At 36.3% G+C, this 16,292-nt stretch carries 19 protein-coding genes; 11 read left to right on the forward strand and 8 right to left on the reverse strand.

Annotated elements, in window-relative coordinates; translation table 11 throughout:
* The first annotated feature begins 46 nt into the window (after positions 1-46).
* From MKX53_RS15655 to MKX53_RS15670, 4 genes are read left to right on the forward strand one after another with little or no spacing between them, the layout of a single operon-like run.
* Complete coding sequence (locus tag MKX53_RS15655) at positions 47-373, forward strand: nucleoside triphosphate pyrophosphohydrolase (protein ID WP_340912445.1); 327 nt, start codon at positions 47-49, stop codon at positions 371-373.
* Positions 366-2,768: a DEAD/DEAH box helicase family protein gene (locus MKX53_RS15660; RefSeq protein WP_340912446.1), complete on the forward strand. Its 2,403-nt coding sequence runs from the start codon at positions 366-368 to the stop codon at positions 2,766-2,768. The genes MKX53_RS15655 and MKX53_RS15660 overlap by 8 nt, the downstream gene beginning before the upstream one ends.
* Before the next feature lie 49 nt (positions 2,769-2,817).
* Positions 2,818-3,708, forward strand: coding sequence for a GIY-YIG nuclease family protein (locus MKX53_RS15665; RefSeq protein WP_340912447.1), 891 nt, complete (start codon positions 2,818-2,820; stop codon positions 3,706-3,708).
* A 16-nt stretch (positions 3,709-3,724) separates the two neighbouring features.
* Positions 3,725-4,057, forward strand: coding sequence for an NRDE family protein (locus MKX53_RS15670; protein ID WP_340912449.1), 333 nt, complete (start codon positions 3,725-3,727; stop codon positions 4,055-4,057).
* 158 nt (positions 4,058-4,215) lie between these two features.
* On the opposite strand, the gene MKX53_RS15675 is transcribed toward MKX53_RS15670, so the two are convergent.
* On the reverse strand, positions 4,216-4,476 hold the full coding sequence (locus tag MKX53_RS15675) for a hypothetical protein (protein WP_340912452.1): 261 nt from the start codon (positions 4,474-4,476) through the stop codon (positions 4,216-4,218).
* Between the two features lie 180 nt (positions 4,477-4,656).
* Between MKX53_RS15675 and MKX53_RS15680 the strand changes: the two genes are divergently transcribed.
* The 3 genes from MKX53_RS15680 (at position 4,657) to MKX53_RS15690 (ending at position 6,680) form a co-directional block, all read left to right on the forward strand.
* Positions 4,657-4,899, forward strand: coding sequence for a nucleoside triphosphate pyrophosphohydrolase (locus MKX53_RS15680; protein ID WP_340912455.1), 243 nt, complete (start codon positions 4,657-4,659; stop codon positions 4,897-4,899).
* A gap of 402 nt (positions 4,900-5,301) precedes the next feature.
* Positions 5,302-5,757 carry a staygreen family protein gene (locus MKX53_RS15685; RefSeq protein ID WP_340912458.1) on the forward strand — a complete coding sequence of 152 codons (456 nt, stop codon included), beginning with the start codon at positions 5,302-5,304 and terminating at the stop codon, positions 5,755-5,757.
* A 389-nt stretch (positions 5,758-6,146) separates the two neighbouring features.
* Complete coding sequence (locus MKX53_RS15690) at positions 6,147-6,680, forward strand: dihydrofolate reductase family protein (RefSeq protein ID WP_340912462.1); 534 nt, start codon at positions 6,147-6,149, stop codon at positions 6,678-6,680.
* A gap of 94 nt (positions 6,681-6,774) precedes the next feature.
* Here MKX53_RS15690 and MKX53_RS15695 read toward each other — a convergent pair whose 3' ends face one another.
* Both MKX53_RS15695 and MKX53_RS15700 read right to left on the reverse strand, forming a co-directional pair.
* Entirely contained in the window at positions 6,775-7,017 is a 243-nt protein-coding gene (locus MKX53_RS15695; protein ID WP_093538349.1) for a hypothetical protein, read from the reverse strand.
* 542 nt (positions 7,018-7,559) lie between these two features.
* On the reverse strand, positions 7,560-8,147 hold the full coding sequence (locus MKX53_RS15700; RefSeq protein ID WP_340912464.1) for an NAD(P)H-dependent oxidoreductase: 588 nt from the start codon (positions 8,145-8,147) through the stop codon (positions 7,560-7,562).
* Between the two features lie 117 nt (positions 8,148-8,264).
* Between MKX53_RS15700 and MKX53_RS15705 the strand changes: the two genes are divergently transcribed.
* The gene (locus tag MKX53_RS15705) at positions 8,265-8,708 is read left to right on the forward strand and encodes a MarR family winged helix-turn-helix transcriptional regulator (RefSeq protein WP_093538243.1); all 444 of its coding nucleotides are present in this window, start codon (positions 8,265-8,267) and stop codon (positions 8,706-8,708) included.
* Between the two features lie 183 nt (positions 8,709-8,891).
* On the opposite strand, the gene MKX53_RS15710 is transcribed toward MKX53_RS15705, so the two are convergent.
* Together MKX53_RS15710 and MKX53_RS15715 are read right to left on the reverse strand one after the other, a co-directional pair.
* Complete coding sequence (locus MKX53_RS15710; protein WP_340912467.1) at positions 8,892-9,926, reverse strand: Gfo/Idh/MocA family protein; 1,035 nt, start codon at positions 9,924-9,926, stop codon at positions 8,892-8,894.
* Between the two features lie 81 nt (positions 9,927-10,007).
* Positions 10,008-10,214, reverse strand: coding sequence for a hypothetical protein (locus tag MKX53_RS15715; RefSeq protein ID WP_340912470.1), 207 nt, complete (start codon positions 10,212-10,214; stop codon positions 10,008-10,010).
* Between the two features lie 510 nt (positions 10,215-10,724).
* On the opposite strand from MKX53_RS15715, the gene MKX53_RS15720 reads away from it, so the two are divergent.
* Genes MKX53_RS15720 through MKX53_RS15730 form a run of 3 tightly spaced genes read left to right on the forward strand, consistent with a single transcriptional unit; the run spans position 10,725 to position 13,410 of the window.
* A complete protein-coding gene (locus MKX53_RS15720) occupies positions 10,725-11,861 on the forward strand; it encodes a betaine/proline/choline family ABC transporter ATP-binding protein (protein ID WP_340763614.1) in 1,137 nt (378 codons plus the stop codon).
* Positions 11,854-12,507, forward strand: a complete 654-nt coding sequence (locus tag MKX53_RS15725; RefSeq protein ID WP_340763615.1) for an ABC transporter permease — start codon at positions 11,854-11,856, stop codon at positions 12,505-12,507. The genes MKX53_RS15720 and MKX53_RS15725 overlap by 8 nt, the downstream gene beginning before the upstream one ends.
* Positions 12,508-12,516: 9 nt before the next feature.
* Positions 12,517-13,410 (forward strand): glycine betaine ABC transporter substrate-binding protein, encoded by an 894-nt coding sequence (locus MKX53_RS15730; protein WP_340912474.1) that lies wholly within the window; start codon positions 12,517-12,519, stop codon positions 13,408-13,410.
* A 95-nt stretch (positions 13,411-13,505) separates the two neighbouring features.
* Here MKX53_RS15730 and MKX53_RS15735 read toward each other — a convergent pair whose 3' ends face one another.
* The 3 genes from MKX53_RS15735 to MKX53_RS15745 all read right to left on the reverse strand — a co-directional run bounded on the left by MKX53_RS15735 (position 13,506) and on the right by MKX53_RS15745 (position 16,282).
* The gene (locus tag MKX53_RS15735) at positions 13,506-14,120 is read right to left on the reverse strand and encodes an NUDIX hydrolase (RefSeq protein ID WP_340912478.1); all 615 of its coding nucleotides are present in this window, start codon (positions 14,118-14,120) and stop codon (positions 13,506-13,508) included.
* A gap of 208 nt (positions 14,121-14,328) precedes the next feature.
* Positions 14,329-15,396, reverse strand: a complete 1,068-nt coding sequence (gene rlmN / locus MKX53_RS15740) for a 23S rRNA (adenine(2503)-C(2))-methyltransferase RlmN (RefSeq protein ID WP_340912480.1) — start codon at positions 15,394-15,396, stop codon at positions 14,329-14,331.
* A 109-nt stretch (positions 15,397-15,505) separates the two neighbouring features.
* Positions 15,506-16,282 (reverse strand): DUF1295 domain-containing protein, encoded by a 777-nt coding sequence (locus tag MKX53_RS15745; RefSeq protein ID WP_340912482.1) that lies wholly within the window; start codon positions 16,280-16,282, stop codon positions 15,506-15,508.
* Positions 16,283-16,292 lie beyond the last annotated feature (10 nt).

Genomic DNA, 16,292 nt, shown 5'->3' on the forward strand with positions numbered 1-16,292 from the left:
AATAATCCCAGTTTTCTCTATAATAAAAGAAAAAGGGGGATTCTCAATGCCAGTCTACAACAAACTAGTACGCGATTTAATACCGCAAGTCATCGAAAAATCAGGCAGTAAATTCACTACTCGTACACTAGATCCTTCCGAACATTTAACGGAAATAAAGAAAAAACTATATGAAGAAGTACAGGAATTCCAAGAAACGATGAATCACCAAGATGCATTAGAGGAACTAGCAGACATTTTGGAATTAATTCATGCGGCACTTCCTATTCATGAAGCAACTTATGGGGATTTGGAGAAAATCCGAAATGCTAAGAAAGAAAAACGAGGTGGATTTGAAGAAGGGATTTATTTGATAGAGGTGGAGGATGAATAAGTTACGGCTTATTACGTCGAATCTTATTCAAGATTTAACCATGCTGTCCACTGAGGCATCTAGCATTTACTGGGTAACTGCATTTGCGATGAAATCTGGTGTTAGGCTAGTGCTACCTTCATTAAGAGAAGCGCTAGCAAGCAACACCGAGGTTAAAATATTGGTTGGTGATTACTTATATATCACGCAACCCAAAGCACTAGAATTGCTGTTGCAGGAATTACCTGGAGCAGAAATTCGAATACATAAAAGTAGTGGCATCTCCTTTCACCCGAAGGCTTATTTGTTCCGTTCAGAAATAACGAATCATTTAATTGTAGGCTCATCCAATCTATCTGCCTCTGCACTACAAAGAGGGATTGAGTGGAATCTATATGCACCTGCAGAAGTGAGTGGACCAGTTTTCGAGGAAGCAACGGATGAATTTATGAAACTGTTTTATTCGGAAGATACCATTGCATTGAATAAGGAAACTCTTGAAACCTATTCTACTGCATATGAACAAGCTAATCTTACAGTTCCTTTAAGTCAAAAATGGACCGAAACGGAAGAGCAGGAAGTTATGTTTGGTCCTATAAGCACTGGTTCAACAGTTTATGAACAAGAGGAACCCTATGTAATAGAAACGACAAAACTCACTCCACGTCCAGCACAGGTATTGGCGCTAGATGCATTACAAGAAACAATGCAGGATGAATACGACAAAGCACTGGTGGTCCTTGCAACTGGCCTTGGAAAAACTTATTTAGCTGCTTTCTTCGCGGAGCAATTCAACCGAGTGTTATTTATTGCACACCGAGAGGAAATATTAAACCAGGCAAAGGGCTCCTTCTTACATGTTCATCCAGTAAAAACAGCAGGACTATATAATGCCATCGAGAAAAATAAGGATGCTGATTTCGTCTTTGCATCCATACACACACTCTCTCAAAAATTCCATCTGGAAAAATTTGATCCACATGCATTCGACTTAATCGTTATCGACGAGTTCCATCATGCAGCTGCTCCAAGCTATGAACGACTGTTAGACTACTTCAAGCCAAAGTTTCTACTCGGCATTACTGCAACACCTGACCGTTTAGACAATAAAGACGTCTATAGCATCTGTGATGGGAACATCGCCATTCGCATCCACTTTATCGATGCCATTCAGCGAAACTGGCTCTCTCCCTTCCATTATTACGGAGTTTACGACGATACAGACTACTCCAAAATTCGGTGGATTGGAACAGGCTATGACGAGGAAGAACTATCTCGGGTTCAATTAAGAGAAGATATGGCTGAGAAAATTTTGCTGGCATGGATAGACAAGAAACAAACAAGAACAATCGGTTTCTGCTCCACTGTTAGACAAGCCAACTTCCTAAGTTATTATTTTACACAAGCTGGCTACCGTTCCATAGCATTGAATGGAAACACACCAAGAAATGAACGAATGAATGCTAGAAAACAACTGGAATCAGGACAACTCGATATCATTTTCACAGTAGATTTGTTCAATGAAGGAGTAGACATTCCAACAGTAGATACCCTTCTATTCGCACGCCCGACCGAATCCATTGCAATATTCACCCAGCAAATAGGTCGCGGACTCCGCCTAGCAGAAGGAAAATCGCACTGCATCATCATTGATTTGATAGGTAACTACCGAAATGCAGATACAAAACTAACAGTGTTTACTCCGTATTCAACTGATAAAGTCGAATTTAAAACAATCCAAACGTCCTTACCCGAGCTATGTGCCTTTCATCTGGAAACAGAAATTATCGACCTAGTCAAAGAAATGGCTAGAAAAGCAGCATCCCATAAACAACGACTAATCTATGAATATTTCAGACTGAAAGAAGAAATGGGATCACGACCAACTTATCTAGACTATCATCTAAAATCAGGAATTATCGCCACCAATGTCAAAAAAGAATTCGGTTCTTATGTAGGAATGCTACAAGAATCTGGGGAATTAAATGAGCAAGAATTAGAGGCTTTTGAACTGTATAAAGACTGGCTAGAAGAAGTAGAAAAAACGGCTATGACCAAGAGTTATAAAATGGTCCTACTGAAATACATGCTTTCAAGAGGTATAGATCATTGGCATAAACCAGTAAAAGCAGAGGAAGTTGCTCCCTTCTTTGCCGATTACTTAACAGCGAAGGAATATAGAAGAAAGATTGATGTCATTGATACCGATATGAAGAAAGTATCTTCTTTGATGGAGCGGATGCCTATGACTAAATGGAGTGGGTCTTCTAAAGGGAAGATTACTTTTGAAAATGGATTTTTTCAGTTGAATTTCGATGTGGTGGAATCGGTGAATGAGATTGTTTTTGAATGGACTAAGGAGATTTGTGAGTTTCGATTGCATTGGTATTTTGAGAAGAAAGGTGAGAAACTGTAATTATTCGATTAAAATGCTTTTATTTTTGGTGAGACCTGGAGGAAATGCAATGAAAACAAACAGAGGTAAAACTATTCAAATTTTTCTTCCTGATGGAAATCCTGGTGGAGTTAAATTTGTTGAAGTAACTAATAGGACTGTACAAGCGATTTTAATTCCCCGTAGTTTATTAAAAACGATAAAAGAGAGACCTGAAGTACAGAACGTAGCCCTTTACTTTTTATTTGGGGACAATGAAGAAGTTTCTAGAACTGAGGCATATATAGGAGAGGCTGAAGTTGGATATGAAAGATTAAAGCAACATAATGTTGGCAAAGACTTTTGGGATGTCGCAGTACTTGTAGTGACTAACAATAATCAAAATCAGTTCACTAAAGCGGACGTGAAGTTTTTAGAACATTTAGCTTACAATGAAGCGGTGGAAGCAGGTCGTTACGCTATAAATCAAACCATACCAACAAATCCATTTATTCCAGAATGGAGAAAAGAAGACCTTTTGGATGTATTCGAAACCATCACTCTCTTACTAGGAACACTTGGGTATCCACTCTTTGAAAGTTATCGAAGTAAGTCAGATGGTAGTAGTACAACACAAGATAATGATGAAGAATTATTCTACTGTTCACGTCGTGATTCTGCAGCTTTTGGTAAATGGACGGAAGACGGTTTTATAGTATATAAAGGCTCGAAAATGGCCAGCCATTCTTCTCCTGGTTTTGAATCAAAGTTAGATAAACACAACGAAAAAATTCAAAACCTCTTGGATGATGGAGTCTTAGGTAAAGAAGACGAGAATAGAATAATATTTTTAAAAGATTATCCATTTAATTCACCATCTGCAGCTTCTAGTTTCATAAACCAAAGTCCCTCTAATGGTTGGGTAGATTGGAAAAATAAAAACGGAAAAACTCTAGATGAATTGAAAAGAAAGCAGCTGTAAGAGCTGCTTTCATACATTGAATACTCCTTGGCCTAAGGTTGCTAAGGGCAAGAAGAGATTAAGTGAGTATGTTCAATCCTGTCCTGTTGAAGTAGCTGTAGATTCACTATTTGATATCATCTCAGATCAAACCATGGCGGATGATTTGGAACTACCTGAAACCGGAGGTGGTTTAGAGATGGAGAGATTGTTGTCTCCTATGTTTATTAAGATTCCTAACTATGGCCCTCGTTCATCCACCGTTTTATTAATCGATAAAGAAAATCACGTTACGTTTGTAGAGCGAACTTTTCAGGATGGAGAGTTCCAAGTAGAAAATCGTTTTGTGTTCAAGATTGATGAAATATAGGACACTTTTATAACCAGGAGAGCGCTAGCCACTCTCCTGGTTTTCTATTGCATTCATTTTCACTTCAACTGGATAACTGAGTCTTGCCCCCCATAGAAAAAACACTTTTCATATTAGGTATTGTCTGTACCTAACAAAAAGTGTTTTATTGCTTCCTATTAATTTCCGCCACGTTCATCCACATGAGGATCATTTTGGCCATCTTTCACTTGAAGTTCTTCTTTCTGTTGGTCACTTAACTCATTAGGCTTTCCTTGCTCCACAGTTATATCTTTTGGATTAGAGGTATCCTTATTATGATTAGACTCTTTTTTCATCACATTCACCTTCCTATTTTTCTTCTTAGTATTTCTTTTCCCTAAAAAAGTCATTTCTAACATTTTCCCTTTAAAACTTAATGATTCAACTATTTCTTCCATAAAAAAATCACCTTTTTACGTAAGCTTATAGCTGTCCAGTTAATCTTTACCTATCATGTAGGATGAAAATTTAAAGAGACAAGTTTAAAAGGATAATTTCCAGAAAGTATTGTATGATGGGACTAAAATATGCTCCCTGTGTAACACACAACTTCAACACTACTTGGAATTGTTTCTGAGTTGTATCTTACACAGGGTACCTTTATAAAGAAAAAACTATATGAAGAAGTACAGGAATTCCAAGAAACGATGAACCACCAGGATGCATTAGAGGAACTAGCAGACATATTGGAATTAATTCATGCTGCTCTTCCAATACATGAAGCAACTTATGAGAATTTGGAGAAAATTCGAATTGCTAAGAAAGAAAAACGCGGTGGATTTGAAAAAGGGATTTATTTGATAGAGGTGGAGGATGAATAAGTAAAAGGATAAATGTTTCCAACTTATTCTATGTCACAATATTTAACTATTTAATTGGACTTTTTTACAACTAGAGAACAAAGTAAAAAAAACTGTTCAATTGGAACTGGATTTTCAGCCAATCAAGCTTGAACATGATGGAGATGCAAAGTTTAATTGGTTTTATATTGCTTCCTAAAACTCCACTTTGTTTTTATGTCCATTAATTTGTTCATATATGACACTCTGTTCAATGAAGGGTTCACATTCCAACAATAATTGCATCATACAATAAAAAACTCATTAGCCTTCCTTGTTTAGTGTGATGAAAATTCCTAGATGATTCTGAACATTCATGACTTGGTACCGATCTCAAACAAAAAAGTAGCATATACATATAAATAAACGATTGGGGTTAATGGCATGAGTAAGTTCAATTCAGAAAAACTTTCTGTTGAATACAGGGATTGTGTCACCGCTACGGAGCCGATTATTTCTAGAAAATACACACTAACTCATTCTGATTTCACTGGAGAACTATTCTTAACAATTGGAACCCAGTTTGCGTGGGATAAAGTCAATCCTAAAATGAGAGATGAAGTATTAGGTGAATGGGTAACACATGAAAATTGTTTATATTTCAATGTATTTCTATATATCGATCAAGGAGAGTACGACTTAACCACAGCAACAAAACGGGAGGAAGTTTTCCGACGCGAACTACCACTTGCTTTAACAGCTATTCGATATGGTGACAGGTTTTTATTCTACCTATACCCAGATCTAAATAATCCCTTAATCATTGTGAACTTTATATCCACTTATCCTCCACTTGCTAAACAAGAGGTTTGGCAGACTTTCAACAGTTTCACCACTTAATTTTCATATAAAATTGGAAAAGGTTGAAACATTCACCTTCCTATTTTTCTTCTTAATATTTCTTTTCCCTAAAAAAAATTCACTTCTAACATTTTTCTTTTAAAACTTAATGATTCGATTATTTCTTCCATAAAAAATCACCCTTTTATGGGATGAAAAATTTGAAGCGACAAGTTTAAAAGGATAATTTCCAGAAAGTATTGTATGATGGGACTAAAATATGCTCCCTGTGTAACACACAACTTCAACACTACTTGGAATTGTTTCTGAGTTGTATCTTACACAGGGTACCTTTATATTTCTTTTATAAAAGAGCCATGACCAGAATTCTCTTATCTTCGACCTGTTTGATCCTGGTCTCTCTAGAAATCTAACTAAAGGAGTTTATTATGATTAATAAAAGAAAAATTGTATTGTTCATAGCCACAAGCTTAGACGGGTATATTGCAACAGAGGATGACTCTTTAGAGTGGTTATTTAATGTGGAAGGTGAAGGTGATAATGGATATTCTGAATTCTATGACACAGTAGATACTGTAATAATGGGTAGACGCACATACGACTGGCTTCTCGAACAAGAATCAGAAAGCTTCCCTTATAAAGGTAAGGAATGCTATGTTTTCTCTAGAACCGTTAGTAAGGATAATGAGAACGTCAAATTCTTTAGTGAAAATGTAGTCGACTTTACGAATCAATTAAAAAATAAAGAAGGAAAAAATATTTGGGTAATGGGCGGTGGAGATTTAATCCACTCATTCATTAACGATAAATTAGTGGATGAAATGATTATTACAGTGTCCCCAGTGCTAATTGGAAAAGGAATTCCTTTGTTTAAAGAAGTGGATTTTGAGACGGAACTTACTCTAAAAAGTATTAATTCTTTTAACCAATTTGCTGAGCTGCATTATGAAGTGAAAAGATAAGATACACTCATACGTCTTGTCCTTTTAAGGTTTCCTACTGTTTGTTCTAAACCACCATATTACTAAGCTCCTGAACCAATTCCCAATAAAAGCATCAGATTTTATCAATCCCTGATGCTTTTTTCGTTTTATCTATTCGGTGATATTCCGCTATTTGAGTCACTCGAACTCTCCTCGTATTTAGTTCATGATATATCTCTCTGCTATCTGTAAATGAAATATATCCATCCCGCTCATTTTGAATTAGTTCTTCCACTTTTTCTTGGGACTCGGCATAGATGAACCTTCTAATATAATGATCTTCATCAAAAAAGTACGTAACTTTGAATTCTTTCACATCTATTATCTCCTGTTCTAAAAAATCCATGATAATTTTTTCGAAATTATTAGCTTCGATACTTACTATAATTTCCTATAGTATAACTAAGTTTTTTCACACTTAAACTTCTCTAAAACTGGAGGTGAAATTTAAAATGGATAAATTTAATCGTTGAAAAAAACGGTCCTGTTCATGTAAGAAGCTTGATCATTAAAGATGCGAATAGAATACCAGAACAAGAATTACTTGATCGCTTAATATTACTAGGATGTCTGGTGCAATACCGCTGCCAAAGTAGCGAAGGTCTTATTAGAAAAGGATTATCAAGTTAAAGAGTTGACCGGGGTATTGCAGCATGGCAAGCAATGAACTTTCCAGTTTCAGCACTAGCCCAAGATGGTAGAGTAACTGACAATTGCGGATGTAAGTGAAGTTTTTAATTGGAGTAGCTTCCGAAAAATGTGATGAATGTGGTTTATGGTAGATGTTAAAGGAGATTAGAGTGTTCTAATCTCCTTTAACTTCTTTAGACTTTCTCGGTTAAAAAAGGATTTGGTTTCTTAGTGCTCTATCTTTTTAAAATAATTATAGACTTTTTCTAGCTTTTTCTTTTGATTTCCCTTTGGACTTTCCATATTTCCAAACTCAAAGAACTTAACTTTCTTGATACCCACAAAATTAAATAAGGCTCTTTTCATTAGAATTTTGTGGGCATTGTTTAACCAAAGAAATGGATAGTTAGTTGGCCCCTTCATGGTAGACACACATACCACGGACTTCCCTTTCAATAGTCCTTCCGGGAAAAGTCCTTTCTTATCTTTATAGGCAAAATTAGAAGAAAATAATTGATCTACATATCCCAATAGCATTGCGGGTGGTCTTCCCCACCAAATCGGATAGATAAAAACAATCTGGTCAGCCCACATAAATTGTTCCCTATATTTTTCAAGACTAGGATCAGTATGCATATCACGTCTACGCTTTTGTTCATTGAATACTAGAAGTGGATTAAATTTTTCTTCATATAAATCTAAAACTTGTAAGTCCTTTACCTTGGGGTTTTCGTTACTTCCCCTAATTACATTTTGTAAAAAAGTATAGTTTAAGCTATTGTGGTTTGGATATGTGTAAATTAGCAGCAACTTCATAACGCACCTCTTTATTATCATTTGATAACTAAATAATAGCATGTGTAATTTTAATTATCAAATGATAATTGTTTTTTGACAATATCTTTGTTACCTTGTCTATAAGAGGTGAGGAAAATGGACAAAAATGCTCTTTTTTATAAATTAGTATCATTTACATCTTCTGTTCATCGAGTTACACAGGAATTGACAAAAAACGCAAAGTCACATTCAATCTCGCAGACCCAATATAATATTCTTGAATATATATCAGTTAGTCAACCTGTGACTCCCAGTGAAATTAACGATTGTCAAAACATGTCTATGCCAAACACGAGTCGTGAGCTCAGTAAGTTAAGTAATAAGAACTTAATTGAAAAGATAAATGATACTGAAGATCGACGAAAACAATATATTCGTCTTTCAAATGATGGAGAAGCCATGATGAACGAAGCTTTTGCAACTATAGAATCTCGTTTTCTAAAGCGAATAGAAAATGCTTCAATAGAAGATTTAGATGATATTGAACATGCATTAGAAGTTCTGCAGACAAAACTATTTTATTCATCGGACAAGAATTAAACATCACTTTTTAGTAAAGATGCTGCATTTACTTCCTCCTCTTTAGTATAAATTCCTATTTCAAAAGTGGGTAGTGGATCTGAAAAGCTATCGAAGGAAAGTCATGATATTAAAAAAGCCTTTTTCTGTTCAGTCAGAAAAAGGCTTTGTTTATTGTAAAATTTTTAATTTCATCCTTGTACTTTATATCATCACAACTGTATTTGTTTCAGTTGCTTCTATAATACCTAAAATAACTTTTAAAGCAAGAAGTGCATCTTCTCCAGTAACAAGCGGAGTCTGATCCATACGGATGCTGTAGATAAAGGCATCGATTACCCCACTGTTTGTTTGGTTGTTATTCGTTTGGATATTCTCTAGTTGGTATTGTACCTTCTCTCCATCTTTCGTAATCACTTCTAATTGGTGCTGATCACTATGATAGATTTTCACAATACCTTTTTCACAGTAGATAATAGTGCTATTATCTTCTTCTCCGTAATATGTCCACGAAAATGCTGCAGTTCCTAAACGCCCTTTTTTCGTTTTTAAACTACATACAATGTTATCGCATACTTCTATCGGTTCGTTGTTTTCATCCACTTTGTCTAGTGCCCCCTGGAAGGCACTTACCTGTTCCATTTCATCATCTAACAAATAATGCAATAAATCTATCTTATGGATTCCTAAATCTCCAGCAACACCTAGGCCCGAACGCTCCTTTTGAAAAAACCAGGTGGAGTTAGATTTATTTATACCCCATTGTTCTGGTCCTGAGTGTCCAAATGTCGTTCTGAAAGTCAGCACTTTACCAAGCTCTTTACTTTGTATGATTTCTTTTGCCTTTTGATGCGCACGAGTAAAACGTTGATTGTGATCTACCATAAACTTTTTCCCGGATTTCTTTTGGGCATCCAGTATTTCTTTTGCATGTTCAATCGTAAGCGAGATTGGTTTTTCACACAGAACGTGCTTCCCGTTCAATAGTGCTTTTGATGAAAATATATGATGAGATTCATTCGAAGAACAATCACTAATTACTTGAATCATGGGATCTGTTAATAATTTATCTACATCCTGTTCGACTGTTCCACCAAACATGTCCGCTAATGCCTCTGCTCGCTCAGGATTTCGATCATAAAAAACGATTTCGTCCACGAATGGATTTGCTTTATATTCTGGTGCATGGCGCAATTTAGTAATCGATCCACATCCTATAATTCCCACTTTTATCCCCATTGTATCTCTCCTTTTTTTGTTCCCTGTGTAAGAAACAATTTAGAATTGTTTCTTACACAGGGAACATCAAAAAACGATTTCCTATTCGAAATCGTTTTTTGATGCTTTATCTGCTTTAGTGCCTCTTGCCAAATATATGATTAACATTACTGTTCCTGAAATTGCAACGACCATGCTAAGTAAGAATCCTGTAATCCATAAATTAAAATCCATTGTTAAATCTGCAAACATAAAAATACCAAGCATCACTGCTCCTATAAACATCAGCACTGTACCAGTTCTTTTCAACGTTGAACCTCCTCTAGCTGTAACATAGAAATTATACTTATTTTCATCTTACCGAAATTACGCTTAGAATCGCAAGCAATACACGACTTTAACTGAACTACCTACTACAGTATCTAACTTTCTATAAAACTAATTGCTTTCGTAATTGGTAACTAATTGGAAGCACCTTTGCAAAACTAGGAAAATAGTGTTACCCTTAATAAAGGAAATATTTATATAAATGATTTTATTCTAAAAAACCAGACGATTTTCTCCCATCACTTTTCTATTCACACTCTACGTGAAACCATTCTATGCTGATCACAAGTTCAGCACCAATTGCTATTTACTTCTCTCGTCAAAGGTAGTTATCATTTTGATAAAGTCACATTTTGAAACATTAGCTGTATGTCTTAGCAATGGCATAGAGACACCTCACTTTCCCAAAGGAATTGTAGGTAGTCCTTTTTTTGTGCGCCAAATTAATGTAAATATTTTCTATTTAAATAATTATTAACCAAGGAGGTACTTATGATAAAATTCGAACATGTTAGCAAAGTATATACGGATGGCTTTAAAGCTGTGGATTCAGTGAGTTTTGAAGTCCCAGAAGGTGAGTTTTTAGTTCTTATCGGACCTAGTGGTTCTGGAAAATCAACCACAATGAAGATGATTAATCGAATGATTCCGCACACAAACGGGACTATATCTATTGATGGAAAGGACATTACGAAGTTAAACCCTTCAGAATTACGTCGTAATATCGGATATGTTATCCAACAAATTGGTCTTTTTCCACACTATACAATCGAAAAAAATATTGCAATTGTTCCAGAGTTAAAAGGCTGGGACAAAGAGAAGATTAAAGCTCGAGTGAAAGAGTTACTCATAATGGTTGACCTTGACCCTGAAGTGTACGGTAGTCGTTATCCCAAAGAACTTTCGGGAGGACAACAACAGCGTGTGGGTGTGGCAAGAGCACTGGCATCTGACCCTCGTGTCCTTCTCATGGATGAGCCGTTTGGTGCATTAGATCCTATAACTCGTGATCAGCTACAAGACCAATTAATAACTTTGCAAAGAAAACTAAAGAAAACAATTGTATTCGTGACACATGATATGGATGAGGCGTTAAAGCTTGGGGATCGTATTGCGATTATGAAAGACGGAAATTTACTCCAAATAGATACTCCAGAGAAAATATTACAAGAACCTGCTTCCAACTTTGTCGAGGAATTTATCGGTAAGGATAGAATTATACAAAACCCAGAACTGATGCCTGTGGTCAGTGTAATGACAACAAGAGTTGTTACCTCTTTACTTAATCTCTCTCCTGAAAAAGCATTATTAATGATGCGTCAACAAAAAATTACTTCTTTAATTATTGAAAATGATCTGGATGATTCATTCATTGGGCTCATCTCTGCCTATGAATTAATAAAAAAAATGAATTCGATTCAGTCAATCGAAGAAATCCTAATAGTACCTGAACATACCTTGACCATAACAGCGACAGCAAAAGATGCAATTATGATGATGCCAAGTGTTAAATACGGGGTTATACCTGTCTTAAATGAAGCAAAAAAAGTAGTTGGAATAGTGACTCGTGGGACATTACTCACTGCTTTGTCCAGTCAGTGGACAGAATTGGAGGGTATAAATGAATAATTTAAATATATGGGAACAGTTTATGCAACAAGCAGAAATGCGCTGGACAGAGGTACTAGAAGCAACTTCTGTTCATATACAATTAGTTTTCTTCTCTATGCTAATCGCAATTGTCCTAGGAATTGGTTTAGGAATTTTAATAACACGTGTTCCAAAGCTATCAACAGTAGTACTTGGTGGTGCGGGAATTATGCAAACCATCCCGAGTTTAGCACTATTAGGTTTTATGATTCCTATTTTCGGTATTGGTGTAAATACAGCAATTGCTGCTCTATTTCTGTATTCTCTTCTTCCAATTATAAGAAACACATATACCGGTATTAAAGATGTCAATAAAGCAACAGTAGAAGCTGCGAAGGGTATGGGTATGACAAGTCTTCAAGTGTTGATAAAAGTAGAACTTCCTCTTGCGATTCCAATGATTATGGCCGGTGTACGTACTGCTGCTGTTATTAATGTCGGAACTGCTACACTTGCAGCGTTTATCGGTGCTGGTGGTCTTGGAGATTTCATCTTCCTTGGGATTACTCGTGGTATAGACGGATTAATCTTACTAGGTGCTATTCCAGCGGCATTGTTAGCGATAATTTTAGAAATTTTCTTTACTTATCTAGAACGTTGGACGACGCCAGAAGGGTTAAAATAAGGTGATCATATGACGAAAAAAACTCTTATTAAATGTTTAGCACTACTTCTTTTAGTTACTACACTATCAGGCTGTATATTCAAAGAAGAGGATGCCTTAATAATAGGGTCTAGAAACAATACGGAAAGTATCATTCTCTCTAATCTTATGGGCCAATTAATAGAAGAAAAAACAGGTATTAATGTAACTTATAAAGAAAACCTTGGTGGATCTAATGTCGTTTGGACTGCTATGTTAAATGGAAAAATAGATGTTATTCCAGACTATACTGGTACGATCGTTATTAACTATTATCAAGAAACTACCGGTAATGCCGATGAAACGTTGGCAAAGACAAAAGAGTTAGTTTTAGCTGATGATATTACTGCTCTTGAATCTTTTGGATTTAACAATACGTATACATTAGCCCTTGATGAAGCAGAGGCTGAATCATTGGGAGTAACAACATTTAGTGACTTCGCAAAAGTTTCCGATGATTTTATACTCGGCGCGGTTTTTGAATTTATCGATCGTCCTGATGGTTTACCAGGGTTTCAAAAAGAATACGATCTTCAGTTCAAGGATGTAAAGGGAATGGATCACGGGATTATGTATCGCTCCATCAATGCTAAAGAGGTAGACGTTATTAACTCTTATACAACGGATGGTCAGCTACAAATGTATAATTTACGTGTGTTAGAAGATGACAAAGGTTATTTCCCACCATATCATGCTCTTCCTCTCGTTCGAACAGAGGTATTGGAACAGTACCCTGAAATTGGCGAAGTCCTCCTTGAATTAGCAGGTAAAATTGATGAAACAGCAATGCAAGAGATGAATGCTAAAGTAGACAATGAAGGACAGATGGTTGAACTTGTAGCTAAAGAATTCCTTCAAGAAGCTGGATTTATCAGCAAAGAATAGATGTGTCGAAAACACCGATTCCTTTTGGGAATCGGTGTTTTATATGTTCCCTGTGTAGGACACTATTCAGAATAGTGTCCTACACAGGGAACCGTTTATTTTATCGTCTCCACAAAATGCTTCAATACCCTAGCTGTCAGACCCCAAATTGTATATTCCCCATACTCGTAAAACCATTCCTCAATTGCACGAGGTCTCCATTGATATTTGTCTCCGTTGAAAATCTTGTCGTATGGGAAATCCATCGGGGGCATTGGCTGTACAGAAACTGTATGCATATAGGGCTCATGATTTAAAAGCCAGTTAACGGGGATCGTGAATACCGCTTCGACCTCGTCTTTGTTAAAGGATTCGATTTCGTGATGGTCGATCGTTGCCACAAATGGGTAGACAACAAATGATGGAGAGGCAATATATGCACTCATCTGTCCTAGGACCTGGATGCATGCCCTATCGACTCCTAACTCTTCATGGGTTTCTCGAATTGCCGCTTCCATTGGAGATGCGTCTGTTGGATCGATTCGACCACCTGGAAAACTGATGTCCCCTGGTTGCTTTCTCATCGTTAATGAGCGCACCTCGAATAGCACATGCCATTCGCCATCCACTTGTACTAGGGGTATTAAAACGGCATAACGTAGTGCCGTTTCCTCTCCTATAAAAAGCGGTTGCTTATCATTTAGACCCTTCTTCAGCTTATCCAAAAACACAGAATCTCTCCCCCAACATTAGTATTATTCTATTATCGTAACATTAAAATTGCTGTCCATAAAATAAATGCCATCTTTCGCCAAATAAAGATGTAGTTTTCCTTTTTCCAATTAAATAACATAGAAAAAACACTCAGCTTGATGAAAATCCAACTGAGTGCTTATTAAGTGATATCCTAGCTAATACTATCAAAAGTTAATACGCTAATTACCGTACTTTTTCCTTTTTCATTTGCTTACTTCTCAACTGACCACACGCAGCATCGATGTCTGTTCCATGTTCTTGACGAATTTTGCAATTGACGCCTCTTTTTTTCAGCGTATCATAGAACGACAATACAGATGCTTGTTCGCTTCTTTGATACTGGCTATGTTCATCGACAGGGTTATACGGTATCAAGTTGACATATAACTGATCTTTTATGTCATGAAGTAAATCGGCTAACTCCTCAGCTACTACTTTCGTATCATTTACGTCCTTCAGTAGGATGTATTCAATCGTAATTCTTCGATTGTTTTTTGATAAGTAGTATTTTAGAGATTCCATTAGCTTTTCAATTGGCATGGCACGGTTGATCTTCATAATTCTAGTACGTAGCTCATTGTTTGGTGCATGTAAGGATATAGCTAGATTTACTGGAATTTTGGTATCCGTGAATTCATAAATTTTATTGACAATACCACTCGTAGAAACAGTTATCTTTCTAGCAGCTATTGCCAATCCTTTATGATCAATCACGACGTTTAGGAAGTCTAACAGATTTGTAAAGTTATCAAACGGCTCTCCAATTCCCATCACGACAATGTGACTAACCTCATCTTTTTGCTCCAGTTGGTCTAGATGCAATTGAATATTCATAATTTGTTCGACGATTTCTCCGCTTGATAAATCGCGGCTCTTTGCAAGTAAGCCACTCGCACAGAAGCTACAGCCGATGTTACAGCCTACTTGGGTCGTCACACAAACGGAAATACCATATTTGTGTCTCATCATAACCGTTTCGATCAAGTTGCCATCTTGCAGCCTAAACAAAAACTTCATCGTTCCATCGGCTGCTTCTTGCTTTACATGTTCCGTAAGGGTTTGTATCGTATAATGTTCTTGCAATAATTGAATACATTCTTCATGTATATCTGTCATATCTGCAAAATTCGTAACACGCTTTCTATATAACCAATTCCAAACCTGTAACGCTCGAGACTTTTTGTGGCCACGTTCATGAAGCCACTCTATTAATTGATCTAATGTTAATCCATATATAGATGTTTTATTCATAACTATCCTCTTCTCTAAATTCTGCTTCTAAACATTTAAATTTCATTATAACATTTGAAGTATAAAACAGAGAACAGAAAGGTACATCCAGAATAGTCCGTCAATAGCTTTAAATTCGTTTGGAATACATTGGGATAAATTTACTAGTTGTTCTTTCATACTCCGCCCATTCCGGATGTTTTTTGTATTTTTTCTCAAGTAATGGAACTCCCGATACAAAGAGCAATAGTAATGTAATAATTAGCGGACTATAAAAACCGATCCAACCATTTGGAACGGATAGCGAGATAATGAAAATACCCCACCACATCGTTGCTTCACCAAAGTAATTTGGGTGGCGTGTGTATTTCCACAATCCGTATTTCATCAGTCTGCCTTTATTCTCCGGTTTGCTTATGAACGCTTTAAGCTGACTGTCACCTACTACTTCAAAAATGTATCCAATAATCCATATTGCTATCCCAATATAATCTAACCAGCCTAATCCCATTTCCGAGGATTTATTGACCGTTATGATGGGCTGTGCAATGATAAACAGTAGGATAAGCTGAAGAAGATATACATTCAAGAACATCTTCACGTACTTCGATTTAGTCGTACCCCAACGTTTACGCATATTCACGTATCTATAATCTTCATCTTTACTCCAATTTCTACGAAATAAATAGTACGCTAGACGAAGTCCCCATAAGGCCACTAAAATTGTAACGACTGCTGCACGTTCTGATTGAAATTCACTTACAAAAAAGCTATAACCGCCAACAATGACAAAGCCCAGTCCCCAAGCAATATCTACTAAACCATTATTCTTTTTAACTTGCCCAATTAAAAATACGACAAAGAAAAATGCCAATAATACTAGTAATATTTCGATATAAATATTCATATTCCTCATC

This window comes from Psychrobacillus sp. FSL K6-4615 (assembly GCF_038008225.1).
Lineage (GTDB): Bacteria > Bacillota > Bacilli > Bacillales_A > Planococcaceae > Psychrobacillus > Psychrobacillus psychrotolerans.

Excerpts from the sequence above, each read along its gene's own strand:
- MKX53_RS15655 (WP_340912445.1), top strand. The coding sequence starts at position 47 with ATGCCAGTCTACAACAAACTAGTACGCGATTTAATACCGCAAGTCATC.
- MKX53_RS15660 (WP_340912446.1), top strand. The coding sequence starts at position 366 with ATGAATAAGTTACGGCTTATTACGTCGAATCTTATTCAAGATTTAACC.
- MKX53_RS15665 (WP_340912447.1), top strand. The coding sequence starts at position 2,818 with ATGAAAACAAACAGAGGTAAAACTATTCAAATTTTTCTTCCTGATGGA.
- MKX53_RS15675 (WP_340912452.1), bottom strand. The coding sequence starts at position 4,476 with ATGGAAGAAATAGTTGAATCATTAAGTTTTAAAGGGAAAATGTTAGAA.
- MKX53_RS15685 (WP_340912458.1), top strand. The coding sequence starts at position 5,302 with ATGAGTAAGTTCAATTCAGAAAAACTTTCTGTTGAATACAGGGATTGT.
- MKX53_RS15690 (WP_340912462.1), top strand. The coding sequence starts at position 6,147 with ATGATTAATAAAAGAAAAATTGTATTGTTCATAGCCACAAGCTTAGAC.
- MKX53_RS15700 (WP_340912464.1), bottom strand. The coding sequence starts at position 8,147 with ATGAAGTTGCTGCTAATTTACACATATCCAAACCACAATAGCTTAAAC.
- MKX53_RS15705 (WP_093538243.1), top strand. The coding sequence starts at position 8,265 with ATGGACAAAAATGCTCTTTTTTATAAATTAGTATCATTTACATCTTCT.
- MKX53_RS15710 (WP_340912467.1), bottom strand. The coding sequence starts at position 9,926 with ATGGGGATAAAAGTGGGAATTATAGGATGTGGATCGATTACTAAATTG.
- MKX53_RS15720 (WP_340763614.1), top strand. The coding sequence starts at position 10,725 with ATGATAAAATTCGAACATGTTAGCAAAGTATATACGGATGGCTTTAAA.
- MKX53_RS15725 (WP_340763615.1), top strand. The coding sequence starts at position 11,854 with ATGAATAATTTAAATATATGGGAACAGTTTATGCAACAAGCAGAAATG.
- MKX53_RS15730 (WP_340912474.1), top strand. The coding sequence starts at position 12,517 with ATGACGAAAAAAACTCTTATTAAATGTTTAGCACTACTTCTTTTAGTT.
- rlmN (WP_340912480.1), bottom strand. The coding sequence starts at position 15,396 with ATGAATAAAACATCTATATATGGATTAACATTAGATCAATTAATAGAG.
- MKX53_RS15745 (WP_340912482.1), bottom strand. The coding sequence starts at position 16,282 with ATGAATATTTATATCGAAATATTACTAGTATTATTGGCATTTTTCTTT.